The 23047-nt window shown below is 65.5% G+C and carries 22 protein-coding genes; 6 read left to right on the forward strand and 16 right to left on the reverse strand.

Annotation, left to right across the window (positions count from 1 at the left end; genetic code table 11):
- Positions 1 to 14: 14 nt before the first annotated feature.
- Genes CH266_RS20745 through glyA form a run of 8 tightly spaced genes read right to left on the reverse strand, consistent with a single transcriptional unit; the run spans position 15 to position 9016 of the window.
- On the reverse strand, positions 15 to 1397 hold the full coding sequence (locus CH266_RS20745) for an L-serine ammonia-lyase (RefSeq protein WP_094716082.1): 1383 nt from the start codon (positions 1395 to 1397) through the stop codon (positions 15 to 17).
- On the reverse strand, positions 1394 to 1804 hold the full coding sequence (locus CH266_RS20750; RefSeq protein ID WP_094716083.1) for a glycine cleavage system protein H: 411 nt from the start codon (positions 1802 to 1804) through the stop codon (positions 1394 to 1396). Before CH266_RS20750 ends, CH266_RS20745 begins: the two co-directional genes overlap by 4 nt.
- A complete protein-coding gene (gene folP / locus CH266_RS20755) occupies positions 1801 to 2718 on the reverse strand; it encodes a dihydropteroate synthase (protein ID WP_176457162.1) in 918 nt (305 codons plus the stop codon). Before folP ends, CH266_RS20750 begins: the two co-directional genes overlap by 4 nt.
- Positions 2719 to 2759: 41 nt before the next feature.
- Entirely contained in the window at positions 2760 to 3338 is a 579-nt protein-coding gene (locus CH266_RS20760; protein WP_094716084.1) for a sarcosine oxidase subunit gamma, read from the reverse strand.
- Positions 3331 to 6174: a 2Fe-2S iron-sulfur cluster-binding protein gene (locus tag CH266_RS20765; RefSeq protein ID WP_094716085.1), complete on the reverse strand. Its 2844-nt coding sequence runs from the start codon at positions 6172 to 6174 to the stop codon at positions 3331 to 3333. Before CH266_RS20765 ends, CH266_RS20760 begins: the two co-directional genes overlap by 8 nt.
- Entirely contained in the window at positions 6171 to 6449 is a 279-nt protein-coding gene (locus CH266_RS20770) for a sarcosine oxidase subunit delta (RefSeq protein ID WP_032377699.1), read from the reverse strand. The genes CH266_RS20765 and CH266_RS20770 overlap by 4 nt, the downstream gene beginning before the upstream one ends.
- Positions 6450 to 6500: 51 nt before the next feature.
- Complete coding sequence (locus CH266_RS20775) at positions 6501 to 7739, reverse strand: sarcosine oxidase subunit beta family protein (RefSeq protein ID WP_032367894.1); 1239 nt, start codon at positions 7737 to 7739, stop codon at positions 6501 to 6503.
- On the reverse strand, positions 7736 to 9016 hold the full coding sequence (gene glyA / locus CH266_RS20780) for a serine hydroxymethyltransferase (RefSeq protein WP_094716086.1): 1281 nt from the start codon (positions 9014 to 9016) through the stop codon (positions 7736 to 7738). Before glyA ends, CH266_RS20775 begins: the two co-directional genes overlap by 4 nt.
- Before the next feature lie 166 nt (positions 9017 to 9182).
- Here glyA and CH266_RS20785 point away from each other — a divergent pair, with 166 nt between their 5' ends.
- Positions 9183 to 9854, forward strand: a complete 672-nt coding sequence (locus CH266_RS20785) for a GntR family transcriptional regulator (protein ID WP_027494729.1) — start codon at positions 9183 to 9185, stop codon at positions 9852 to 9854.
- Here the strand turns inward: CH266_RS20785 and CH266_RS20790 are convergent.
- On the reverse strand, positions 9838 to 10773 hold the full coding sequence (locus CH266_RS20790; protein WP_032367892.1) for a LysR family transcriptional regulator: 936 nt from the start codon (positions 10771 to 10773) through the stop codon (positions 9838 to 9840). The genes CH266_RS20785 and CH266_RS20790 overlap by 17 nt on opposite strands.
- Before the next feature lie 137 nt (positions 10774 to 10910).
- On the opposite strand from CH266_RS20790, the gene CH266_RS20795 reads away from it, so the two are divergent.
- Together CH266_RS20795 and CH266_RS20800 are read left to right on the forward strand one after the other, a co-directional pair.
- Positions 10911 to 12302 carry an SLC13 family permease gene (locus tag CH266_RS20795; protein ID WP_094716087.1) on the forward strand — a complete coding sequence of 464 codons (1392 nt, stop codon included), beginning with the start codon at positions 10911 to 10913 and terminating at the stop codon, positions 12300 to 12302.
- 113 nt (positions 12303 to 12415) lie between these two features.
- Positions 12416 to 13552: a PrpF domain-containing protein gene (locus CH266_RS20800; RefSeq protein WP_094716178.1), complete on the forward strand. Its 1137-nt coding sequence runs from the start codon at positions 12416 to 12418 to the stop codon at positions 13550 to 13552.
- 60 nt (positions 13553 to 13612) lie between these two features.
- On the opposite strand, the gene CH266_RS20805 is transcribed toward CH266_RS20800, so the two are convergent.
- The gene (locus tag CH266_RS20805; RefSeq protein ID WP_255175979.1) at positions 13613 to 14209 is read right to left on the reverse strand and encodes a TetR/AcrR family transcriptional regulator; all 597 of its coding nucleotides are present in this window, start codon (positions 14207 to 14209) and stop codon (positions 13613 to 13615) included.
- 62 nt (positions 14210 to 14271) lie between these two features.
- On the opposite strand from CH266_RS20805, the gene CH266_RS20810 reads away from it, so the two are divergent.
- Positions 14272 to 15807, forward strand: coding sequence for an acetyl-CoA acetyltransferase (locus tag CH266_RS20810; RefSeq protein ID WP_255175980.1), 1536 nt, complete (start codon positions 14272 to 14274; stop codon positions 15805 to 15807).
- Entirely contained in the window at positions 15791 to 16600 is an 810-nt protein-coding gene (locus tag CH266_RS20815; protein ID WP_032382313.1) for an enoyl-CoA hydratase/isomerase family protein, read from the forward strand. Before CH266_RS20810 ends, CH266_RS20815 begins: the two co-directional genes overlap by 17 nt.
- A gap of 97 nt (positions 16601 to 16697) precedes the next feature.
- Here CH266_RS20815 and CH266_RS20820 read toward each other — a convergent pair whose 3' ends face one another.
- Entirely contained in the window at positions 16698 to 16916 is a 219-nt protein-coding gene (locus CH266_RS20820; protein ID WP_032368723.1) for a hypothetical protein, read from the reverse strand.
- A 225-nt stretch (positions 16917 to 17141) separates the two neighbouring features.
- Here CH266_RS20820 and bla point away from each other — a divergent pair, with 225 nt between their 5' ends.
- Positions 17142 to 18071, forward strand: a complete 930-nt coding sequence (bla, locus tag CH266_RS20825; RefSeq protein WP_094716090.1) for a class A beta-lactamase — start codon at positions 17142 to 17144, stop codon at positions 18069 to 18071.
- Between the two features lie 2 nt (positions 18072 to 18073).
- On the opposite strand, the gene CH266_RS20830 is transcribed toward bla, so the two are convergent.
- The 5 genes from CH266_RS20830 to CH266_RS20850 form a co-directional block, all read right to left on the reverse strand.
- Entirely contained in the window at positions 18074 to 18526 is a 453-nt protein-coding gene (locus CH266_RS20830; protein ID WP_032382311.1) for a MarR family winged helix-turn-helix transcriptional regulator, read from the reverse strand.
- A 68-nt stretch (positions 18527 to 18594) separates the two neighbouring features.
- Entirely contained in the window at positions 18595 to 19404 is an 810-nt protein-coding gene (locus tag CH266_RS20835; RefSeq protein ID WP_094716091.1) for an HpcH/HpaI aldolase/citrate lyase family protein, read from the reverse strand.
- Entirely contained in the window at positions 19401 to 19886 is a 486-nt protein-coding gene (locus tag CH266_RS20840) for a MaoC family dehydratase (RefSeq protein WP_027494718.1), read from the reverse strand. Before CH266_RS20840 ends, CH266_RS20835 begins: the two co-directional genes overlap by 4 nt.
- Positions 19883 to 21049: an acyl-CoA dehydrogenase family protein gene (locus tag CH266_RS20845; protein ID WP_027494717.1), complete on the reverse strand. Its 1167-nt coding sequence runs from the start codon at positions 21047 to 21049 to the stop codon at positions 19883 to 19885. Before CH266_RS20845 ends, CH266_RS20840 begins: the two co-directional genes overlap by 4 nt.
- A complete protein-coding gene (locus CH266_RS20850) occupies positions 21046 to 23043 on the reverse strand; it encodes an acetyl/propionyl/methylcrotonyl-CoA carboxylase subunit alpha (RefSeq protein WP_094716179.1) in 1998 nt (665 codons plus the stop codon). Before CH266_RS20850 ends, CH266_RS20845 begins: the two co-directional genes overlap by 4 nt.
- Positions 23044 to 23047: the final 4 nt, after the last annotated feature.

Consider the following 23047-nt stretch of genomic DNA (forward strand, 5'->3'; position numbering starts at 1 on the left):
TAGCACTCCACGCTCTAACACTCCACGAAATTGACCGGCACGTTGATCGCGAGGCCGCCGCTGGAGGTCTCCTTGTACTTCGAGTGCATGTCGGCACCGGTGGAGCGCATCGTCTCGATCACCTGGTCCAGGCTGACGCGGTGGGTACCGTTGCCGCGCAATGCCATTCGTGCAGCATTGATGGCCTTACCCGCCGAGATCGCGTTGCGTTCGATGCACGGAATCTGCACCAGTCCGCCGATAGGGTCGCACGTGAGACCGAGGCTGTGTTCCATCGCGATCTCGGCGGCGTTCTCCACCTGTTCGGGTGTGCCGCCCAGTACCTCGGCCAGACCGGCTGCGGCCATCGACGCCGCCGAACCCACCTCACCCTGGCAGCCCACTTCGGCACCGGAGATCGACGCCATCTCCTTGTAGAGCGACCCGATTGCGCCGGCGGTGAGCAGAAAGCGCACCGTGCTGCCGTCGGGATCGGCGACCCCGGCTGCGGTGTAGCGGGTCGCGTAGTGCAGCACGGCCGGGATGATGCCGGCCGCGCCGTTGGTGGGTGCTGTGACGATTCGTCCGCCGGAGGCGTTCTCCTCGTTGACTGCGAGGGCGACGAGATTGACCCAGTCCTCGGCGAATTCGCTCGAACGGTTCGGATCCTCGGTATCGAGCCGCAGGAACCAGTCCCGTGCTCGACGCCGCACTCCCAGCGCGCCGGGAAGGTAGCCGTCGCGGGAGATGCCACGAACCTCGCACTCGACCATGACGTCACGGATGTGCAGCAACGCGTCCCGAATCTCGTCGTGCGTCCGGCGTTCGAGTTCGACCTCGGTCATGACGTCGCTGATGCTGCAGCGTCGCCGCTCACAGAGCTGGAGCAACTCCTTGGCCGACGCGAATCCGTTCGCGGAGGCGACGGGTGCGACGGCCTCGACGCTTTCGGCCTCGGTCACCACGAAGCCGCCACCGACGGAGAAGTACACCTCGCTGTGCAGTTCGGTCGAATCTGCCGCGCGAGCAGTCAGTTTCATTCCGTTGGGGTGGAACGGTAGTACCGTCAACGGACGCAGCACGATGTCGTCGACCGCCAGGTCGATCTCGCGGTGACCACCGAAGACGATTCGGCCGGTGGCGGCTATCGATGCCTGCCGTTCTTCCATGACCTCGGTCGTGATGGTCTCGGGCGCATGGCCTTCCAGCCCCAGCAGTACGGCGGTCATGGTGCCGTGGCCGGCTCCGGTCGCGGCCAACGAGCCGTACAGATCGACCGCCAGCTCTCGAACGTCGTCGAACGCAGACATGGTCCGCAGATCGTCGACGAATCGGGCGGCCGCGCGCATCGGTCCGACGGTGTGCGAACTCGAGGGGCCGACTCCGACGGAGAAGAGGTCGAACACACTGATGGTCATGAGGTCGTCCGAACTGCGCCGGTCGGCTCGCGCATGGTGAGGTCGTCGAACGACGAGGCAGCGGGAGTCAGGACGGCGAACAGCCAGCCGGCACCGAGTGGATCGGCAGCGACGAGCGACGGGTCCTCGCGCACAGCGGGGTTGACGATCGTGACCATGCCGCTCGCCGGGGCGTACACCGTGACCGAGCCGGCGGAGGTGTGGATGGTGCCGCACGCATCACCGGCGGTGAGCATGGTACGAACCGACGGAAGATCGACGCCGACGATGTCGGCCGCGTCGGCCAACGCTGCCGGCGTCACCCCCACACGGCTCGGAGTCTGGGCCGGTGAACCGAACGGGTCGACGGCCATCCAACCGTGCTCGGCGCTGAAGAGCCGACGGGCGGAGGAGAGGGATGCGGTCATGAGGTGGCCTCGGCATTCGTCGTGGATTGACCTGGGTGTGAGGGCAGTACGTCGAGCGACCGCACTGCCCGCATCACGGCCAGTGCGTCGATGGTGGCGGCGACGTCGTGGACCCGCAGGAGTGACGCCCCGTTCTGGGCCGCGAAGATCGCGGCGGCGAGTGATCCGGCGAGTCGGCCCTCGACCTCTCGGCCGGTGATGGCACCGATCATGCCCTTCCGCGACAGACCCGCCATGATCGGTCGCCCGGAAGCGGTGAGCGCCCGAAGGCCCTGCAGCAGTTGAAGATTGTGCTCGAGAGTCTTCCCGAACCCGAATCCGGGATCGACCAGGATGCGGTACGCCGGGATTCCGGCCCGGATGCATTCGGCGGCCCGGTCGTCGAGGAACTGGCGGACCTCTGCCGTGACATCGCCGTACCGAGGGGAATGCTGCATCGTCGCCGGCTCGCCCTGCATGTGCGTCAGGCATACGGCAACGTCCAGTTCGGCAGCTGCGGCGAGTGCGCCCGGAAGACGAAGAGCACGAACGTCATTGATGACACTCGCCCCGGCGAGTACCGCCTCTCGCATCACCTCGGGCCGTGAGGTGTCGACCGACAGCGGTGTCGAGGTAAGCCTGGACAGGGCGTCGATCACCGGTACGACTCGGGCGATCTCCTCGTCGACGGTGGGCGGGGTTGCCCCCGGCCGGGTCGACTCACCGCCGATGTCGAGCAGTTCGGCACCCTCGTCGACCATCGACAGAGCATGCGCCACAGCACGACCCAAGTCCAGGAAGCGACCGCCATCGGAGAACGAATCCGGGGTGACGTTGACGATCCCGCAGACGACCGGATGCGAGGTCGTCAACCGGGTCAGCAACCGGTCGCGGGCATCGGCTGCCCGGGTTGCCGTGGAGACGGTCGTGAGCACTGCGGTCACCTTTTCTCTCGCGTCGGGTTCGGTGGTCCGACTCAGCCGGCGTCGGTGTATTCCTCGGCCGCGTCGGTCAGCCAGGCAGCGAGATAGCGTGCGAACGACGAGCGCACCAGGATGCGATAGTCCGTTCCGGTGTCATCACAGGCAATGAGGATCATGCCTGCCATCGCCAGCATGGTCTGTACCGTCGACCCGGCCGGGAAGACGCGAGGGTGCAGATCGATCGAGCACCCCTTCGCCAACACGTCGCGGGCCCTGGAACCGCTCAGCCGCAGACTGGTTCGCTGTGCGGACACATCGGTTGCCGCACCGCGATGCTCACGAACGGCCGAGCCGAGACGGTGTTCGAGTTCGACCGGATCGAGGCCCGCCCCGATGATCAGCCACTCCTCCGGGCCGAGCCAGATCGCGGTGGTGTTCGCGCCCTCGGCAACGCGTCCGGGGCCGGGCAGCTCCGTGCCGAGCTCGGTCGAGGCAGCGGCACCGCCCGGCCCGCTCGGGTCGACCCACAGGTCGATCCCGGCCAGGAACGGCTCCTCCACGATGCGGACAGCAGACGAGTCCGGCAGAACTGTTTCTGCGAGTGGGCTTCTGGCGGCGAGTCGGTCAGCCATCACGGCGGTTACCTTCCGGGTCGACGAGTACGGAGCCGGTGACTTCCACGGCGACGAGGGTGTCGCCCACCGGGACGTGCAGGATGTCGCCGAGTCGGTCACGCCCGGCCTCGAGCAGGGCCAGCCCGAACGGCCTGCCCAATTCTGCGCTGGCGTAACTCGACGTGACGTGGCCGAGCATCGGAACCGGAAGCTCGGGGAGGACGCCGCTCTCGGAGTGCTCGATGATCTGCGAGCCCTCGGGGAGGACGGTCTCCCGATCGACGGGCAGGAGCCCGACGAACTGCTTGCGCAACGGGTTCCGGTTCTCGGCACGGTCGAACGAGCGCTTTCCGATGAAGTCGAGCTTCTTCTTCGATACCGCCCAGCTCATACCGAGGTCCTGTGGGGTGACGGTCCCGTCGGTGTCCTGGCCGACGATCGGGTAGCCCTTCTCGGCCCGCAGCACGTGCATGGTCTCGGTGCCGTACGGGGTGATGCCGTACGTCTCGCCCGCATCGATCAGCCGCGACCACAGTGCGTGGGCGTGCCAAGAATCGATGTTCACTTCGAAGGCCAGTTCACCGGAGAAGCTGATGCGCGCCACGCGTACCGGCACACCGTCGACCGAGGCGTCACGCCAGGCCATGAACGGGAACGCCTCGTTGGAGACGTCGAGCTCGGGGAAGATCTCGCCGACGAGGTCGCGGGAGCGCGGTCCGACGACGGGGAACGTGGCCCACTGCTCGGTCACCGACGTCAGCCGAACCGCGAGGTGCGGCCATTCGGTCTGCAGCCACTCCTCCATCCAGTCGAGCATTCCTGCTGCGCCGCCCGTGGTGGTGAACACCTGGAATCGGTCGTCCGCCAACCGCATCACGGTGCCGTCGTCGATCACCATGCCGTCGGCACCGCACATCACGCCGTAGCGAACCATGCCGACCTTCAAGTTGCTCATCATGTTCGTGTAGAACATGTCCAGCACCACACCGGCGTCGGGGCCCTGTACGTCGATCTTGCCCAGTGTCGAACCGTCGAGCATGCCGACGCTCGCACGCACGGCCGCGCACTCGCGGAGCACGGCGTCGTGCATCTCCTCGCCGGCTAGCGGGTAGTAGCGGGGCCGCTTCCACTGTCCGACGTCCTCGAAGACCGCGCCGCGGGCGACGTGCCAATCATGCACTGCAGTAACCCGTTCCGGGTCGAAGGCCATGCCGCGGTTGCGGCCGGCCAACGCCGCGAACGCCACCGGGGTGTACGGCGGTCGGAAGGTGGTGGTGCCCAGGTTCTCCACCGGCTTGTCGAGCAGCTCCGCCACGATGCCCGAGGACACCACACCGGAGGTCTTGCCCTGATCGTGCGCGGTGCCGATCGTGGTGTAGCGCTTGATGTGTTCCATCGACGACATGCCTGCACCGACGGCGCGGACCAGATCGGCCACCGTCGCGTCACGCTGCACGTCGACGAACTGGCTGTCGGCTCCGAAGTCGTCGCGCACCCGCCACAGCACCAGCGACTCGCTGCTGGGCACGGATTCGACTGCTGGTGGCGACGTTTCGGTGACGTCGAAGCCGAGACGGGTCAGCGCACCTGCCGCGGCCGAGTTACCGTCGCGGAGGCATCCGGCCAGATCGAACACTCCCGAGGCCGACCCGGCGACACTGATGCCCTCGACGTCGTCCGCGGGAACGAACGCACCGAGTTCGCCGTCGTAGCGCAGCTTTCCGCGGGCCTGGCTGAACAGGTGGACGGCGGGGTTCCAACCGCCGCTGACGAGCAGCACGTCGCACGCCACGGTGTCGGTGGCACCGTCTGCACCGGTGACCAGTGCGTGGGTGACGCGGGTGTCGCCTCGGGTGCCGGATACGACGCTGCCGGTGCGCACCTCGATACCGCGCTCGCGGCACAGGCCGAGCCAGTGTTCCGGTGCCTCGGAGCGGGCATCGACGATGCGCGCGATGCGGACCCCGGCGTCGTGCAGATCGACGGCTGCCTTGTACGCGCTGTCGTTGGTGGTGAACACCACGGCCTCGGTTCCTACCGTCACGCCGTAGCGATGCAGGAACGTACGTGTACTGTGCGCCAACATTATTCCGGGTCGATCGTTGTCGGTGAAGACGACGGGACGCTCGTGGGCGCCGGTGGCCACCAGGATGTGACGCGAGCGAATACGCCAGACTCGCTGACGGCTCAGCGCTGCAGGAGCTTCCAAGCCCAGGTGATCGGTGCGGCGCTCGAGGGCGAGCACGAAGCCGTCGTCGTAGGAACCGAACGCGGTGGTGCGGCGCAGCAACGTCACGTCGGGGAAGGTCGACAACTCGGCCACCGCGTCGGCAACCCAGTCCAGGGCCGGCCGTCCGTCGATGACGTCGTCGGAGCCGAGCAGGGAGCCGCCGAACTCGCTCTGATCGTCGACGACGACCACGCGAGCGCCACTGCGGGCGGCGGCCAGAGCGGCCGTCAGACCAGCCGGACCGGCACCGACGACCAACAGGTCGGCGTGGGCGTGCATGGCGTCGTACTTGGCGGAGTCGGAGATCTCGGCGAGACGGCCCTGTCCGGGGATGCCCCGAGCGACCAGGCCGTCGTACAGCTCGATCGTCGTGGCGAGCAGCATCGGCTCGGGGAACGGCTCCTCGATCTGTACGAGTCCGCCGGTGTCCTCGGCCCATGCAGCGGTGAATCCACGGGGCCTGCCGAGCTTGATGCTGGTGGTCACCTGATGAATACCGTTGGCGAGCAACGCAGATGCCAGCGTGTCGCCCGGGTGGCCCTGCAGGGCCGAGCCGCCGAACGTGAAGTCGAAGGTGCTCGTGCGGTCGATGCGGCCGCCGGATGCGGTGCGGAATGCGGTCATGGGTTCACCGGCTTCGGGTCGTCGAGGCGATAGACACTGTGGATTCGGTAGGTGGCGGTGTCCCGCACGGCGTTGAACCAACGCCGACAGCCCGCACTGTGGCTCCACCGTTCCGCGAAGAGCCCCTTGGGGTTGTCGCGGAAGAACACGAAGTGCGCCCACTGTTCGTCGGTCAGAGCCGAGGGTTCCTCGGGGTAGGCGATGTGCGCCTGGCCGCCGTAGTGGAACTCGGTCTCTTCTCGACTCCCGCACCACGGGCATTCGATCAATTGCATTGCCACTCCAAGATTTCTCGTTCGGGTGCTGCGTGTGTCGGGGCGGAGAAACTAGTGCGCCACGCCTGCGGCACCGTGCTCGTCCACCAGCGCGCCGGTGACGAATCGGTCCAGACTGAACGGTGCGATGTACTCGTGCACCTCGTCGTTGGCGATGGTGTCGGCCAGGCACCAACCGGCACCGGGGGTTGCCTTGAATCCGCCTGTACCCCAACCACAATTGAGGAACACGTTGTCGAACGGCGTGCGTCCGACGATGGGGGAGGCATCGGGGCAGACGTCCACGATGCCGGCCCAGGTGCGCAGCAGATGCGCGCGAGCGAAGACGGGGAACAACTCGACCGCAGCTGCCATCTGCCGTTCGATGATGTGGAACGCACCGCGCTGGCCGTAGCCGTTGTAGGAATCGACGCCCGCACCCATCACCAGTTCGCCCTTGTGGGCCTGAGAGACGTACACGTGCACGGCATTCGACATGACCACGGTGGGATGCACGGGCTCGAGCAACTCCGAGACGAGGGCCTGCAGCGGATGGCTCTGCAGCGGAGTCTTGATGCCGAGCATGTCCGTCAGCGTCGAGGTGTGCCCGGCTGCGCACAGCGCGACCTGGCCGGTGGCGATGTCGCCACGCGTGGTCTTCACCCCGGTGACGCGGTTGCCGTCGGTGGTGAAGCCGGTGACCTCACAGTTCTGGATGATGTCGATACCGGCCGCGTCGGCGCGTCGGGCAAATCCCCAGGCGACGTAGTCGTGCTTGGCGATGCCGGCGCGCGGCTGGTATGTCGCACCGAGTACCGGGTAGCGAATGTCGCTGGAGATGTTGACGATCGGGCACAGCTTCTTGACCTCGTCGGGGTCGACCCACTGAGCGTCGATGCCGTTGAGTCTGTTGGCCTCGACGCGTCGCACGCTGTCGCGCACGTCCTGCAGGCTGTGCGCGAGGTTGAGGACGCCGCGCTGGCTGAACAGGATGGGGTAGTCGAGGTCGTCGGCGAGCCCTTCCCACAGCTTCAGCGAGTGCTCGTAGATGCGCGCGCTCTCGTCCCACAGGTAATTGGACCGGATGAGGGTGGTGTTGCGCGCCATGTTTCCGCCGGCGAGCCACCCCTTCTCCAGCACAGCAACATTGGTGATGCCGTGGTTCTTGGCGAGGTAGTGCGCGGTGGCCAGGCCGTGTCCGCCGCCGCCGATGATCACGACGTCGTAGGACTTCTTCGGCTCGGGGTTGCGCCACAGGAAGTCCGGATGGTCGGGCAGATGTGCGCCCGGAGGGGTTGCGGGGGCGGTCATCGGTAGCCTTCCGTCAGGTCGGAGTAGAGGGGGAACTGCGCGGCAACGGATTCGACCCGGATGCGCAGTGCATCGAGTCCGCGGTCGTCGGTGTCGGGACGCAACGCGTGGGCGATGACGTCGGAGACCTCGGCGAACGCCGTGGCGTCCAGGCCGCGGGTCGCGAGGGCAGGGGTGCCGATCCGGACTCCGGAGCTGACCATGGGTGGCCGTGGATCGAACGGAACGGCGTTGCGGTTGACGGTGATTCCGACGTGATGGAGTCTGTCCTCGGCCTGCTTGCCGTCCAGTTCGGACTTGCGCAGGTCCACGAGAACGAGGTGGACGTCGGTGCCGCCCGAGACCACGTCGATGCCTGCGGCTGCGGCGTCGTCGGTCAGCAGTCGATCGGCCAGGATCTTCGCGCCTTCGAGGGTGCGTTGCTGCCGTTCCCGAAAGTCCTCTTCGGCAGCAAGTTTGAAGGCGACGGCCTTGCCGGCGATGACGTGTTCGAGGGGCCCGCCCTGCTGACCGGGAAAGACCGAGGAGTTGAACTTCTTCGCCAGCGCGGCGTCGTTGGTGATGATGACGCCGCCGCGCGGTCCGCCGAGCGTCTTGTGCGTCGTCGAGGTGACCACGTGTGCGTGCGGTACCGGTGACGGGTGCAGTCCGGCGGCGACCAGGCCGGCGAAGTGCGCCATGTCCACCATCAGGTAGGCACCGACTTCGTCTGCGATGCGGCGGAATTCGGCGAAGTCGAGGTGGCGCGGGTAGGCGGACCAACCGGCCATGATCAGCTTGGGACGGTGCTCGTGGGCGAGGCGCTCCACCTCGTCCATGTCGACGCGATGGTCGTCTTCGCGGACGTGGTAGGCCGAGACGTCGTACAACTTGCCGGAGAAGTTCAGCTTCATGCCGTGCGTGAGGTGTCCGCCGTGGGCGAGTGCGAGACCGAGAATCGAATCGCCCGGCTGCAGCAGTGCCGCCATGGCAGCGGCATTTGCCTGCGCACCCGAGTGCGGCTGCACGTTGGCGAACGACGATCCGAACAGGGCGTTGAGCCGGTCGATCGCGAGTTGCTCGATGACGTCGACGTTTTCGCATCCGCCGTAGTAACGCCGGCCGGGGTAGCCCTCGGCGTACTTGTTCGTCAGTACCGAACCCTGCGCCTGCATGACGGCCAAGGGTGCGAAGTTCTCGCTCGCGATCATTTCGAGGGTGGTCTGCTGTCGGCCGAGCTCGGCACTGATCGCGCGGTGCACCTCGGGGTCGAGATCGGCGAGTACTCGGTTCGTCACGCCTCTCGGGTGCGGTGCCGTCGCTGTCGGTGCGAAGTCCTGCGTCAAGATGGCCGCCCTTCTGGAAGATCAATGATCTGGAACTGATATATCAAGATGCCAATAGAGTAAGATCACAAAGCAGAGCCGTCAAGGGCGGGGCGTCGACCGGGAGTGAGCAGACAAGATGACGATCGAAATTCAGCCGGTGATGGATGCAACGCAGTTTGTCGGAACCAATGCCGATCGAGCCTACGAAATAGTGCGTGAGCAGCTGATCATGCTTGAAATTCGTCCCGGTGAACCGATCAACGACGACCGCCTGGCCGAGCAATTGGGGCTGGGGCGCACACCGATTCGTGAGGGTCTGAAACGACTCGAACGTGAGCGCCTCGTCGTCGCGTATCCCCGACGCGGAACCTTCGCGACCGCCGTCGACATGACCGACCTGGCCAACATCTCGGAGATCCGCAAGCAGCTCGAGCCGGCGGCCTCGGCTCGTGCGGCGCGGACGGCGACACGGGCGGCTCGAGACCGGCTGGCCGAGCTCGCGGCCTCCATCGCGAGCATCGACGACACCGACGATTCACGCGAGGTGCTGCGCAAAGATGTTGCGGTGCATCGAGAGATCTATCGGGCGTCGGGCAATCCTCACCTCGAAGACATTCTGGTCAGCCTCGACGCGCACGCCACGCGCATCTGGTGCCTGTTTCTCGACCGACTGCCGAACGTGGCCGGCCATGTCCGTGAGCACGTCGTGTTGCTTCAGGCGATCATCGACGGCGACGCCGATACCGCTGCCGAACTGACCCTCGAACACGTCACCGGCTTCGAGAACGCGATCAGGGAACTGTTGTAGTCGCGGCCGCGATGCGCTCGGCGGCACCGCGCAGTGCGGTCGAGATGGCATACATCGCCGGGGTGTATTGACGCCTGGCGAGTGACGCGATGTAGATGACGCGCGTCGGTACCCGATCCGTGTCGGGGAAGTCGATGGTGGTGACGTCGGGTCGATGGTGAATCACCGACAACCCGGGCACCATGGCGATTCCGACACCGGCAGCCACCATGGCCTCGATCTCCTGGTAGTCGTGTGCCTCGTAGACGACGTCGGGCTCGAATCCTGCTACGCGACAACTGCGATAGAGAACTTCGGCAGCCGGGTGGTCGTTGCTGCGGATGATCCATCGCGCGTCACGAAGATCGTGCAGCGATACATCGTGCTGCACCCGATCGTCGTCGATCGGCAGCAGCAGCACGGTCGGGTCTTCCATCAGCGGCTCGAGTGACAGCGATCGTTCGGCCTCTTCCGTCCAGGCGTAGCTCCACAGCAGGGCCAGGTCGATTTCGCTCGAATGCAGCATGTCGAGCAACTGCGGGCGGACCGCCGATCGCACGCGGACGTCGACGCCGGGCCACCGCGAGTGGTAGTCCTTCAACGCGTCGGAGAGCAGCGACGCGCTGACCGTGGGAAACGAGCCGAGCCGCACCGAACCGCGTTCGAGCCCTCGGATCGCTTCGAGGTCGCCGCTCGCGGCGCGCATCTCCCGTCTGAACAAGCGGGCGCGGCTGGTGAGGATTTCGCCGGCTTCGGTGAGTTGTACGCCGCGTGGCAGGCGGGTCAACACCGGTTGTTTGATGCCGTGTTCGAGTTTGCTGATGCGCTGCGACGCCGCGGAGGGGGTCATGTTCGCCCGCTCGGCACCGGCCGTCAGCGATCCGGCCTCGGCGATGTCGAGAAGAAGAAACAACGTCACGACGTCGAAGGTGTGGTTCATGCGTCTATCTTTCAGCTGAGCTAAACGGCTAGGTAGCAAAACGATATTGTCCTAAAAGGCGGACGTCAATAATGTGACTGGGACAACGTTCGAGTGCGGATGTAACCGAGCACCTACCAGCCACCTGAAAGACGCCCATGACCTCCATCGAGATCCTCCCGCTCATCGCATTGGTTGCGATGTTCGTGATCGCAACCTTCTTTCCGATCAACATCGGCATCCTCGGCTTCATCGGTGCCTTCGTGGTCGGATACTTCGCGCTGGGATTCGACGACAAGGAAATTCTGAACGAGTTCCCCAGCTCGATCGTGTTGACCATCGTCGGAGTCACCTACTTCTTCGGCATGGCCAAACGCAACGGCACCATCGATCTTCTGGTCAACAGCTGCATCCGAGCGGTGCACGGTCGAGTGACGGTGGTTCCGTGGGTGTTCTTCTTCGTCGCCTCGGTCCTGACTGCACTCGGTACCTTCAGCCCCGCCGCGGTGGCGCTCATCGTGCCTGCAGCCATGGCATTCGCAGCTCGAACCGGCATGAGCCCGCTGGTCATGGGCATCATGGTCATCAACGGTGCCCATGCAGGCGCGTTCTCCCCGATCTCCGTCTCCGGTGTACTGGTTCGCGACATCGTCGAGAACAACGGCCTCGCCCTGAACCCATGGACGCTGTTCTTCGCCAGCTACGGCATCAACCTGCTGCTCTCGGTGCTGACGGTTGTCGGCTACGCAGCCCTGGCCCGCATGAAGGGCTTCGAGTACACCGCAACGGGGTCCACCGATCCCGCTCCCGGCAGTGGCCCCGTCGGCGGAACGCCGGTCAAGACGTCCGTCCCCACCGGCGGCGGTACCAGCGGCGGCAGCTCGGCAGGCGGCAGCACCCAGGTGCTCACTCGTCCGACCACAACCACCCTGGTCGACGCCCCGGCCCCGGTCACGTTCGTCCAGAAGCTCACGCTCTTCCTCATCGGCGCACTCCTGGTACTCGTTCTCGTACTGCACCTGCCGATCAGCTTCATCGCCATCGGAGCCGGAGCGGTCCTGGCGTTCACGGATCTGAAGAAGCAGAACGAGGCCATCGCAGACATCAGTTGGTCGACGGTTCTGCTGGTCGCCGGCATGGTCACCTACATCTCGATCCTGCAAGAAGTGGGCACCATCGATCACCTGGCCGAAATGGCGATCACCATCGGTGCTCCGATCATCGTGGCCATCGTGCTCTGCTACGTCATCGGCATCACCTCGGCCTTCGCGTCCTCCACCGCCCTCCTGGCCGCCGTCATTCCGCTGGCCATGCCGCTGCTGGGAACCGGTGCACTGCCGGTCGTCGGAGTCGTCGCTGCTCTGGCTATCTCGGCGACCGTCGTCGACGTTTCGCCCTTCTCCACCAACGGTGCGCTCGTGTTGGCCAACGCTCAGAACATCGAGCGCCCGCGCTTCTACCGTCAGCTGCTGCTCAATGCAGGAATCGTCGTCGCCATCGCGCCGAGCCTGTGCTGGTTGATCCTGGTGGTCGTGCCCGAGCTGTTCTGACCGGGACGCGCGCGTTAAGCGCTCCTGCACGGCCTGAACATATTTCGTAATTGTGCTTGACCATCCTCTGTCGCAGGGTGGAAGCATCGGATCCTGATCGGAAGGCACACCAGATGTTCACTCTTCGTGGAACGTGGATGCGTGGAGGCACCAGCAAGTGCTGGCTGTTCAACGCGGTCGACATCGACCCGTACATCGCCGACGCCGGCGGTCTCGACAACATCCTGACCGCGGCCTTCGGATCGGGTGACCCGCGTCAGCTCGACGGGGTCGGGGGCGGCAGCTCCACCACCTCCAAGGCCGCCATCGTGCGACGCTCCAGCGCACCCGGTATCGATGTCGACTACCTGTTCGCTCAGGTCGCCATCGAGAACCGCACCGTGGAGTGGGGTAGCAACTGCGGAAACTGTGCGACGGCAATCGGCCTCTACGCCGTGCAGACCGGTCTCGTCGCCGTGGACGACCACGTCACCGTGGTCCGGATGCGCAACGAGAACACCGGCGCAATTCTGGCGGCGGAGATCGCGACCCCCGGCGGACGCATTCCTGCCGAGGGCGACGCGTCCGTCCCCGGCACCACGGCTCTCGGCGTCCCGGTGGGGTTGACCTTCACCGATCCGGCCTCGGATCGAGTGACGATGCTTCCCACCGGTGCCGAGGTCGATCGAGTCGCATTCGGCGGCAACGAGTTCCGCGGAACGTTCGTTCGAGCGGGTGCGCCCGCCGCATTGTTCGACGCCGCCGATTTCGGATTGACCGGGTCGGAGCCCAACGACGTCGTCGCCGCTCACGTCCCCACCCTCATCGCGTTACGCCGACAGGCCGCTCTGCGGATGGGGCTGAGCAAGCCCGAAGAACCTGTCTCGCATGCCATTCCGAAGGTCGGGATCGTCGGCCCGCCGCGGGAGTACGTGACGACGACGGGTGAGCACGTAGCATCCGCGGATTACGACATCTCGGTACGCATGCTCTCGATGATGGCCCCGCACCCGGCGATCGGACTGACCTCCGCGGTGGCCGTGGCGGCAGCGGCAACGGTCATCGGTGGGGTCGTCACTGCCAACGCAGGGTCCGGCCGTCCAGGAACAATTCGGATCGGCACCGCCGCGGGAGTGCTCGAGGTCGACTACACAGTGGACGCCAACGGGTTACTGCAGTCGGTCACCCTCCATCGCGCAGTGCGACGCATCGCCACCGCGGACCTTTTCGTGGTGCCGATGCCGGCTCTGGTCGGTGCGCACGCGTTCTGAGCAGCTTCCCTCGTGCGCGTTTTGCGTACCTGGAGGCGCGCAAAACGCGCACGACCGGAGCTACACACCACCGAGCACAGCATCGACCAGATTCTCGGCGTAGATGCGGTCGGTCCCGCCTCGATCGGCATCGGTGTGATGCGAGAAGATGACATGGCTGAGAACCGCTCCTGTCACCAGTTCGAGAATCCTGGTGGTATCGGCCGACTCGGATAATTCGCCCCGTTTCTGGGCTCGGTGCACGATCAGCCGGGCCGCAATCAGTCGGCTTCGGTTGAGTGTGTCGATCATGTGCCCGAGTAGGTCGGGGTGCACCCGCGCATCGAGGGCGACGCGCAGGCTGACGAGACCGGCCGTTCCTCGGTAGCCCTGCAGAAGCTGCACCGCCAATTCGACCAGATCCGCCCGGAGCGTGCCCAGGTCGATCGGTGTCGCGAGCGGACTTCGAGCTTCGAGCGCATCGACGACCAAGGCCCCCTTCGATTCCCAGCGTCGGTAGAGCGCCGCCCTGCCGACGGACGCGCGGCGGGCAACGGCGTCGAGCGTGAAACCGGACCAGCCTTTCTCCCAGTAGACCTCGAGCACTGCGTCGTAGACGCGGTCCTCCAGATCAGGATCACGCGGCCTACCCCGTCGGCTCCTGGTTTTGTCGGTCACCCAGGGATTGTGACACCTACCCGGCATTGCGGACAATCTGTGTCTGTAATAGGTTCCCGGTCATGAGTTCAGTACGCCACGAGGCGTCGACGGTGGATCCGAGACGTGTTCCGGTGATCGTGGCTATCGGTGAGACAAGTGGCCGCGGCGAACCCATGGGCGTCGAACCCATGGAACTGATCACGCGCGCTGCCGCCGAGACACTCCAGGATTCGCCGACGTCGGAGCCGTGGATTCGCAGAGCGGACAGCATCACGTTCTGCCACATCGCCAGCTGGGCTTACGCCAGTCCCGCCGCTGCGCTGGCCCGTAGATTCGGTGCCACCCCCACAGATGTGTTCGACGCGCCGATCGGTGGCCAGTGGCCCGCACGCCTTCTCGATCGCGCAGCCTCGCGCATTGCGTCCGGGGAGTCGACGGTAGCGGTGATCGCGGGCGGTGAAGCGCAGGCCTCGATGGGCGCCTTGGTCAAGGCCGGGCGAGAGCCCGTGCGGGATGGGGGATGGAGCGCAGCCCCGGGAGGTCCGCCCACCTTCGACCTCGATCAACTCGGAAGTGCCGCAATGCAAGAGGCCGGCCTCATCACTCCGGTTCGGATCTATCCCTTGTTCGAGAGCCGCTTCAGATTCGAGGCCGGACTGGATCCGGAGTCTCGACTGGTCGAGTGCAGCGACCTTTATGCGGAGTTTTCCGTTGTCGCCCAGAAGAACCCGTACTCGTGGAACGGGCGATTGCGGACGGCTGCCGACATCGGCACGCCGTCGCCGAAGAACCGCATCGTGTGCGAGCCGTATCCGTTGTCGATGAACGCCATGCCCTTCGTCGACCAGGCGGCGTGCATCGTGGTGACCAGCTTGGCCGAAGCCCGAGAACGCGGTGTCCCCGAGGGCGACCTCGTGTTCGTCTGGGGCGGTGCGGGTGCCGAGGATTCGGTCGACATTCTCGACCGCAGCGATTTCGGCCGGTCTCCAGCGATGGAGGATGCGATGGACCGAGCCTTGCGCGCCGCAGAGATCGGAGTCGAACAACTCGACGCGGTCGACGTGTACAGCTGCTTCCCGATCGTGCCGACCCTCGCCACCCGACACCTCGGAACGCCGAAATCATTGGTACCCAGTGTGACCGGTGGTCATTCGTCCTTCGGTGGTCCCCTCAGTAGTCATTCGCTGCATTCGGTCACCGCATCCGTCCGCGAGATTCGCGGCGGCAAGAACTGCGCACTGGTGCACGCGAACGGTGGCTATATGACGTATCACCACTCGGTGCTGCTCGGTGGCGACCAGCACCCACAGGGCTACGTAGGAAATCCCGAACCCGCAGTGCTGACGCCGGATTCACCGCCTCGTGCACCTGTACAGGACGGGACTCTCGTGGTGGAGACAGTGTCCGTCGAGCATTCTCGGCAGCAGGAACCGAACCAGGCGTTCCTCGTCGCGAGAGACGAACGCGGACGACGCGTCGCCGCACAGACGGCACCCGGGGACACGGCCAGCGCCCGTGCGCTGTCCCTGTATCGAACCGACCCGGCACGCGAAATCATCGGGACCACAGTCACTGTCGACACCATCGAGGGGAACATCCGTGTCCGAAGCAGCTAGCACCGAACCTGTCGTACTGACCAGGCGGGAAGGTCACGTACTCGTCGTCACCATCAACCGACCGCGAGCTGCCAACAGCATCGACGCCCGCGTGCACACGTTGCTCGGGGAGGCGTGGGAGTCCGCCGAGGCAGATCGAGACATCCGAGCCATCGTCCTGACCGGCGCGGGATCGGCGACTTTCTGTGGCGGTGCCGATCTGAAGGCCCTCGGCACCGGAGGACCCGGCGCGGTGACCCCGCCCGAGACCGAGCACTGGGGGTTCGCCGGCATTGTGCAACACCCGATCTCGGTCCCGGTCATCGCGGCCGTGAACGGGTCGGCGATGGGAGGAGGAACAGAGATCGCTCTGGTCTCGGACATGGTCGTCGCGTCGGACACGGCAGTGTTCGGCCTGCCCGAGATCCGGCGTGGTCTCATCGCTGGTGCAGGTGGCGCTTTTCGGCTGATGTCCGCGGTGCCGGAACACATTGCCCTGGAGATGATCTTGACCGGACAGCCGATCTCCGCGCAGGAAGCCGCACGGTGGGGATTGGTCAACAGAGTTGTGGCCCCGACCGAGGTCCTCGACACCGCCCTCGAACTCGCTCGGCTCTGTGCTGAAGGCGCTCCGCTGGCGGTGCGCGCATCCAAGCGTCTGGCCCGACGTATCACCGACGGTGCCATCGCGCACGAGAAAGATTCGTGGGCACAGAACCGTCAGGAATTGGATCGACTCACCACCACGCAAGACGTCGTCGAAGGAATCACCGCATTCCTGCAGAAACGCGATCCGACATGGACCGCGCAGTGAGCGCACGGCCGTGAGCGTGGGAAATCCCGCCCGTACTTAGACGGTTACAGGGCGGGAGGCACCGTCGACAGCCGAGTGATCCTCCCGCAGTGTTCCTCTATCGGGCAGTGACCTCCTCGTGCTCGTCGCTTGTGGGATTCTCGGTCCAGGGATTGGCTTCCCAGGCGAAATTCAGTCCGAAGACGACGCCCGCACCGACCAGCACCATCGATGCGGCTCGCCAGATCGGGATGTCCCCGCCGACGCCCCAGATAATTGCCAGCGCGACGATGGCACCCACGACCGGGCTCAGTATCGCGCGTGTGGTGGCGTTCATGAAGTGCCTCCTGATTGTTGTCGTCCGGGCGGCTCGTTCGAGGTCGATTGAGGCCTCCGTTACGTACCAGAAGTAACGATAATGGAGCCGAAGGTTCCACGCACCCGCGTGGTCGGCTTTCGCAACCAGGCGCTCGAGCCCGCGAACAGCTGTTGGGCCGAAAGCGGAATGAAAGGGCGTGGGGCCAGTAGCTAGGTACCGACGGTTCTGTGATCGCATGACCCCATGCGTACCTCGACATCCACCCGACTGATCACCGTGATCGCGGCGGCAACGTTGACGGCAGGCGTCGCGTGCTCCTCGACGGCCACTACCGAACCACCGCAATCCGCGGCGAGTACATCTCGGACCACGACCGATCAGGCCATGGCCGAACAGCCATATTCTCAGCTCGAGGCGAGGGACACCGCTCGGCTCGGCGTCAGCGCACTCGATCTCACGTCCGGATCCCTCCAGAGTTATCGCGGTGACGAACGTTTCGCGTTCTGCTCGACGTTCAAGGTGTATGCCGTCGGGGCCGTCCTCGCCGCCGTCGACGCCGGCAGGCTGCGGCTCACCGACACCAGAACAATCGCCGCAGAAGACAAGGTGCCCGAGTCGGCCGTCGATTGGGCACCCGGCTCGGTCGTCACCCTCGCAGATCTCGCCTCCGCAGCGTTGACGAAGAGCGACAACACATCCGGTAATCTGCTGATACGTGAAGCAGGTGGCACAGCGGCGCTCACCGACTTCGCGCGATCGCTCGGCGACACCGAATTCCGCCTCGATCGCATCGAGCCGGAGTTGAACACGGCCATCCCCGACGACCCTCGGGACACCACGACTCCCAACTTGATGGCCGCCGGCTATCGGACCCTGCTCGACGGAGACGTACTGACGCAGGCATCACGACAGCAGTTGCTGGACTGGATGGCGGGCACACAAACGTCCACGGCCCGATTCCGCGCGGGCATTCCCCCGCAGTGGACGTCGGCCGACAAGACCGGAACCGGTAGCTACGGTGTCTCCAACGACGCGGGCCTGGTGCTCGGACCCGAAGGTCAGAGGATCCTGCTCGTCGTCCTCAGTGCTACGACGTCGGGCGCGGAGGACTCACCGGCCATGAACGCCCTTGTCGCCGATACGACTCGGACGGTCGTCGAACAGCTGGATTGACGTCAGTTATCGGATCGGCGGACGGCGTCGACGAGGGGTACGAGGTCCGGTTCGCGTGCTGCTTCGTCGAGGGCCTCACGCAGGGCCGCGTCGTTGGTCGGCCGCGCTGCCTCGAGCAGAGCCAGGCCTTCGTCACTGACGTCGGTGTAGATGCCGCGGCGGTCGGTGGGGCAGAGATAACGGGTGAGCAGTCCGCGGTCCTCGAGGCGGGTGACCAGACGGGTCGTTGCACTCTGGCTCAGGACGACGGCGTCGGCCACCTGCTTCATCTGCAGGTGTCCGCCCACCCCGTCGTGCTGACGTGCCAGGACGTCGAGCAGCCAATACTCGCGAGCGCTGAGGTTGTGGCCGGCCTGCAGAGCTTTCTCGATGCGGCTCTCGATGCGACCGTGCAGGACCGACAACGCCAGCCAGTTCTGGGCCAGCGCCGTCAGAGCGGGGTCCTTCGCCGTCATTGCTGCGCCTTCCGTGCCGATGCTCGTACAGCCACCGTACAGCGCCTGCCGTTAATCGGCGTCTGCAACTACATCGGTCGGCGGGCGACGATGCGTCGAGCATGGGCCAGCACCGGTGCGTCCACCATCTGACCTCGGAAGGCGAACACCCCGCGATTGTGCTCGACGGCGTCGAGTACGGCTGTGGCCCACTCGATTTCCCCGACCGTGGGCGCATAGGCCTCGCAAATGACGGGGATGTGGCTGGGGTGGATGGCCACTTTGCCGTCGAAGCCCACGGCTACAGCGTCGTCGGCCTCGGCGCGCACCCCGTCGAGATCGGGGATGTCGAGGTAGACCGAATCCAACGCGAACAGTCCCCGCGCCTTGGCGGCCAGCAAGGTCTGCGATCGAACATGCTGTGCGACATCGCGGTAGCGGCCGTCGCTCAGTCGACTCGAATTCCCGCCCATCGCAGCGACCAGATCCTCGGCACCCCACATGGCACCGATGGCATTGTCGGCTGCGAGTGCGTCGAAGACCGCCATCGCGCCGAGCGGAGATTCGATCAGTACGACGACATTCAGCGGTTCCAAAGCTGTTATCTGACCGGCAGATTCACATTTGGGCAACATGACGGTCGTGTACTCGGTGCGCTGCAACGCGTCGAGGTCGGCAGCCTGGTCTTCGGTGCCGTGCGCGTTGACTCGAACGATGGTGCGCGACGGGTCCAGCGGTGTCGACACCACGGACTCGCGAGCGCCGGCTTTGTCCGCGGCACCGACAGCGTCCTCGAGATCCAGAATGACGACATCGGCTCGGGCCGCTGCCTTCTCGTATCGCTCGGGTCGATCAGCGGGACAGAACAGCCACGCCGGGCCAGGGGGAATCCAGGTCACGACGCGTCGTCCTCGGGCCGCATCCGGACGAGAGTCTTGCGGACGGCAATCGCTACGACGTCACCGTGCTGATTTCGACCGGTGTGGGTGAACGTCACGATTCCCTCGCCGGGGCGGGACTTGGATTCGCGCTTGTCCGAGATCACCGTCTCCGCGTAGAGGGTGTCGCCGTGAAACAGCGGCTTCGGGAAGGAGACCTCGGAGAAGCCGAGGTTGGCGACAATCGTGCCCTGGGTCAGCTGCGTCACCGACAATCCGACGAGGGTGGACACGGTGAACATCGAATTCACCAGCCGTTGACCGAAAGATGTTGTCTCACTGTAGGCGGCATCGAGATGCAGGGCCTGGGTGTTCATCGTCTGTGTGGTGAACGATGTGTTGTCGGCCTCGGTGATGGTGCGGCCGGGGCGATGTTCGTAGACGGTACCGAGCTCCATCTCCTCGAACCACAGGCCGCGTTGCCGAATGCGCTTGTCGCTCATAGCCCCAAGCTCCGGGCGATGAGCATCAGCTGAACCTCGGTGGTGCCTTCACCGATTTCGAGGATCTTGCTGTCGCGGTAGTGACGGGCGACAACGTATTCGTTCATGAATCCGTAGCCGCCGTGAATCTGCGTCGCGTCGCGGGCGTTGTCCATCGCAGCCTCGGAGGCCACGAGCTTGGCGATGGACGCGGCCTTCTTGAACGGCTTGCCCGCCAACATCAGTGCCGCCGCGTCGTAATACGCCGTCCGTGCGGTGTGTGCGCGTGCCTCCATGCGGGCGATCTTGAACGAGATCGCCTGATTGCGGGCAATCGGAGCGCCGAACGCCTCGCGCTCCTTGGCGTACTTGACGCTCTCGTCGACGCAACCCTGAGCCGCACCGACCGATACGGCAGCGATCGCGATCCGGCCCTCGTCGAGGATGTGCAGGAAGTTCGCGTACCCGCGGCCTTCCTGGCCGAGCAGGTTCTCCTGCGGGACTCGTACATCGGTGAAGCTGAGCGGGTGTGTGTCCGAGGCATTCCAGCCGACCTTGTTGTACGCCGCTTCGGCCACGAACCCGGGAGTGTCGGTGGGCACGAGGATCGACGAAATCTGCTTGCGTCCTGTTGTCTCGTCGACGCCGGTCACAGCGGTGACGGTCACCAGTTCGGTGATGTCGGTTCCGGAGTTGGTGATGAACTGCTTGCTGCCGTTGATGATCCAGTCACCGCCGTCGCGCTTGGCGGTGGTCTTGGTGCCGCCCGCGTCGCTACCGGCACCCGGCTCGGTCAAACCGAAGGCAGCCAGTGCCTTGCCCGCGGTGAGCTTGGGTAGCCACTGCTGCTTCTGCTCGTCGTTGCCGAAACGGTAGACGGGCATGGCACCGAGCGAGACGCCTGCCTCGAGCGTCATCGCGACGCTCTGGTCGACCTTGCCGAGCTCTTCGAGTGCCAGGCACAGGGCGAAGTAGTCTCCGCCCATGCCGCCGTACTCCTCGGGGAAGGGCAGACCGAAGAGGCCCATCTCGGCCATCCCTGCGACCACCTCGTACGGAAAGGAGTGCTCGGCATCGTGTTTCGCCGAGACCGGCGCGACGACGGTGCGGGTGAAGTCCGCCACGGATTTGACCAGTTGCTGGTATTCGTCGGGCAGATTGGACGACGACAGATGTTCGGTCATGACTTGTCCTCTTCGGTGTCGGTGGGAACGATGCGGGCGAGGACCTGGTCGACGCGGACCTGATCTCCTACTGCGACTGTGAGTTCGACGGTGCCGTCGATGGGCGTGGTCAAGGTGTGTTCCATCTTCATCGCCTCGACGACGACGATGGCCGTGCCTGCGGTGACGGCGCTACCGGAGGTCGTTCCGATCGCGATGATCGAACCCGGCATCGGCGAGAGGATCTCTGCGTCGCCGGACTGCGTGTCGTCCTCGCGCACATTGGGTTCGGCGATTCGATCGATTCTCCAGGTGCCGCGTGAGCTGGATACCCAGGTGGACGATTCGTTTCGGGCTACGGTCATCGAATCGCGTCGATCATCGAGTACGAGGTCGATGGAATCCTCGGTAGCGGAGGCCCGCAGTCGGCGCGGTTCTTCGTCGTCGACGACGACCGTCGCCGCATCGAGGGTCCCGGTGATGGACACGTGCGCGGTCCGAGTGCCGGATGTCAGCCGGAGCTGGAACGGTGCGTGCGCTCCCACCCGCCAGCCCGACGGCGTTGCCCAGATGTCCTGGCCCGCCTCCTGCCACGTATCGAGCCAGGCGACGGTGGCTGCGGCGATCATCGCCTCGTCGGGGGCGTCGGCGGCAACGAAATCCTCGACGCGGCGGTCCAGTAGGCCGGTGTCGAGATTGCCGGCACGGACCTCGGTGTCGGCGAGCAGGAATCGAGCGAACTCGATGTTGGTGACGACGCCGAGTACCGAGGTATCGGCCAGCGCACGATCCAGGCTGCGCAGCGCTGTAGTCCGATCGGGGCCGTGCGCGATGACCTTCGAGAGCATGGGGTCGTAATTGCTGCCCACCTCGGTGCCGATGGCGAGACCGGAGTCGACGCGGATGCCCGTGCCGGTGGGCTCGCGCAACCCGACGACGGTGCCGCCGGTCGGGAGGAACTCGCGGCCGGGATCCTCGGCATAGACGCGGGCTTCGATGGCGTGTCCGGTCAGTCGAATATCGTGCTGACTCAGCGTCAGTGGCTCGCCGGCGGCGATCCTGACCTGCCACTCTACGAGGTCGATGCCGGTCACCATCTCGGTCACCGGGTGTTCCACCTGGAGTCGAGTGTTCATCTCCATGAAGAAGAAGTCGTCGGGATGGTCGGCGGAGACGATGAACTCGACGGTGCCGGCGCCGGAGTAGTCGACGCTGCGAGCGGTGTTGCAGGCAGCCTCGCCGATACGCGCTCGGGTCTGCGCGTCGAGCAGTGGGGACGGCGCTTCTTCGATGACCTTCTGATGGCGTCGCTGCAGGCTGCATTCACGCTCACCGAGGTGGATGACGTTGCCGTGACCGTCGGCGAGGATCTGCACCTCGATGTGCCGGGGCCGCAACACGAATCGCTCGAGGAACAGTGTGTCGTCGCCGAACGAGGAGGCCGCCTCGCGGCGGGCACTGGCCAGCGCGGCAGGCAGATCCTCGGCGCGCTCGACCAGACGCATGCCCTTGCCGCCGCCACCTGCGGACGGTTTGACCAGGACCGGGAATCCGACGTCGGGTGCACCGGCGACGAGGTCGTCGTCGGACAGTCCCGGTCGGGAGATGCCGGGTACAACCGGGACACCGAAGGCGCTGACGGCGGCCTTGGCGGCGATCTTGTCGCCCATCACCTCGATGGCCTTCTCCGGCGGTCCGAGGAAGGCGATTCCGGCTTCGGCGCAGGCCGCAGTGAAGTGGGGGTTCTCCGAGAGGAAGCCGTAGCCGGGGTGAATTCCCTGTGCGCCGGTGGCTTTCGCGGCGGCGATCACCTTGTCGATGTCGAGGTAGCTCTCACGTGCGCTGGCAGGGCCGAGTCGTACCGCGGTATCGGCTTCGCGGACGTGCCGGGCGTCGGCGTCCGCCTCGCTGTAGACGGCGACGGTCCGAATGCCCATGCGGCGCAACGTTCGAGCGACGCGTACCGCGATCTCACCGCGGTTGGCGATCAGAATGGTGTCCAACATCGTGGTCATCTCT

It is taken from the genome of Rhodococcus sp. 06-1474-1B (assembly GCF_002258885.1).
GTDB classification, from domain to species: domain Bacteria; phylum Actinomycetota; class Actinomycetes; order Mycobacteriales; family Mycobacteriaceae; genus Rhodococcoides; species Rhodococcoides fascians.

Excerpts from the sequence above, each read along its gene's own strand:
- CH266_RS20745 (WP_094716082.1), bottom strand. The coding sequence starts at position 1,397 with ATGACCATCAGTGTGTTCGACCTCTTCTCCGTCGGAGTCGGCCCCTCG.
- CH266_RS20765 (WP_094716085.1), bottom strand. The coding sequence starts at position 6,174 with ATGACCGCATTCCGCACCGCATCCGGCGGCCGCATCGACCGCACGAGC.
- CH266_RS20770 (WP_032377699.1), bottom strand. The coding sequence starts at position 6,449 with ATGCAATTGATCGAATGCCCGTGGTGCGGGAGTCGAGAAGAGACCGAG.
- CH266_RS20790 (WP_032367892.1), bottom strand. The coding sequence starts at position 10,773 with ATGAACCACACCTTCGACGTCGTGACGTTGTTTCTTCTTCTCGACATC.
- CH266_RS20840 (WP_027494718.1), bottom strand. The coding sequence starts at position 19,886 with ATGAGCGACAAGCGCATTCGGCAACGCGGCCTGTGGTTCGAGGAGATG.
- CH266_RS20800 (WP_094716178.1), top strand. The coding sequence starts at position 12,416 with ATGTTCACTCTTCGTGGAACGTGGATGCGTGGAGGCACCAGCAAGTGC.
- CH266_RS20760 (WP_094716084.1), bottom strand. The coding sequence starts at position 3,338 with ATGGCTGACCGACTCGCCGCCAGAAGCCCACTCGCAGAAACAGTTCTG.
- CH266_RS20795 (WP_094716087.1), top strand. The coding sequence starts at position 10,911 with ATGACCTCCATCGAGATCCTCCCGCTCATCGCATTGGTTGCGATGTTC.
- CH266_RS20850 (WP_094716179.1), bottom strand. The coding sequence starts at position 23,043 with ATGACCACGATGTTGGACACCATTCTGATCGCCAACCGCGGTGAGATC.
- CH266_RS20820 (WP_032368723.1), bottom strand. The coding sequence starts at position 16,916 with ATGAACGCCACCACACGCGCGATACTGAGCCCGGTCGTGGGTGCCATC.
- CH266_RS20750 (WP_094716083.1), bottom strand. The coding sequence starts at position 1,804 with ATGACCGCATCCCTCTCCTCCGCCCGTCGGCTCTTCAGCGCCGAGCAC.
- CH266_RS20775 (WP_032367894.1), bottom strand. The coding sequence starts at position 7,739 with ATGACCGCCCCCGCAACCCCTCCGGGCGCACATCTGCCCGACCATCCG.
- CH266_RS20845 (WP_027494717.1), bottom strand. The coding sequence starts at position 21,049 with ATGACCGAACATCTGTCGTCGTCCAATCTGCCCGACGAATACCAGCAA.
- bla (WP_094716090.1), top strand. The coding sequence starts at position 17,142 with ATGCGTACCTCGACATCCACCCGACTGATCACCGTGATCGCGGCGGCA.
- CH266_RS20810 (WP_255175980.1), top strand. The coding sequence starts at position 14,272 with ATGAGTTCAGTACGCCACGAGGCGTCGACGGTGGATCCGAGACGTGTT.
- CH266_RS20830 (WP_032382311.1), bottom strand. The coding sequence starts at position 18,526 with ATGACGGCGAAGGACCCCGCTCTGACGGCGCTGGCCCAGAACTGGCTG.
- CH266_RS20785 (WP_027494729.1), top strand. The coding sequence starts at position 9,183 with ATGACGATCGAAATTCAGCCGGTGATGGATGCAACGCAGTTTGTCGGA.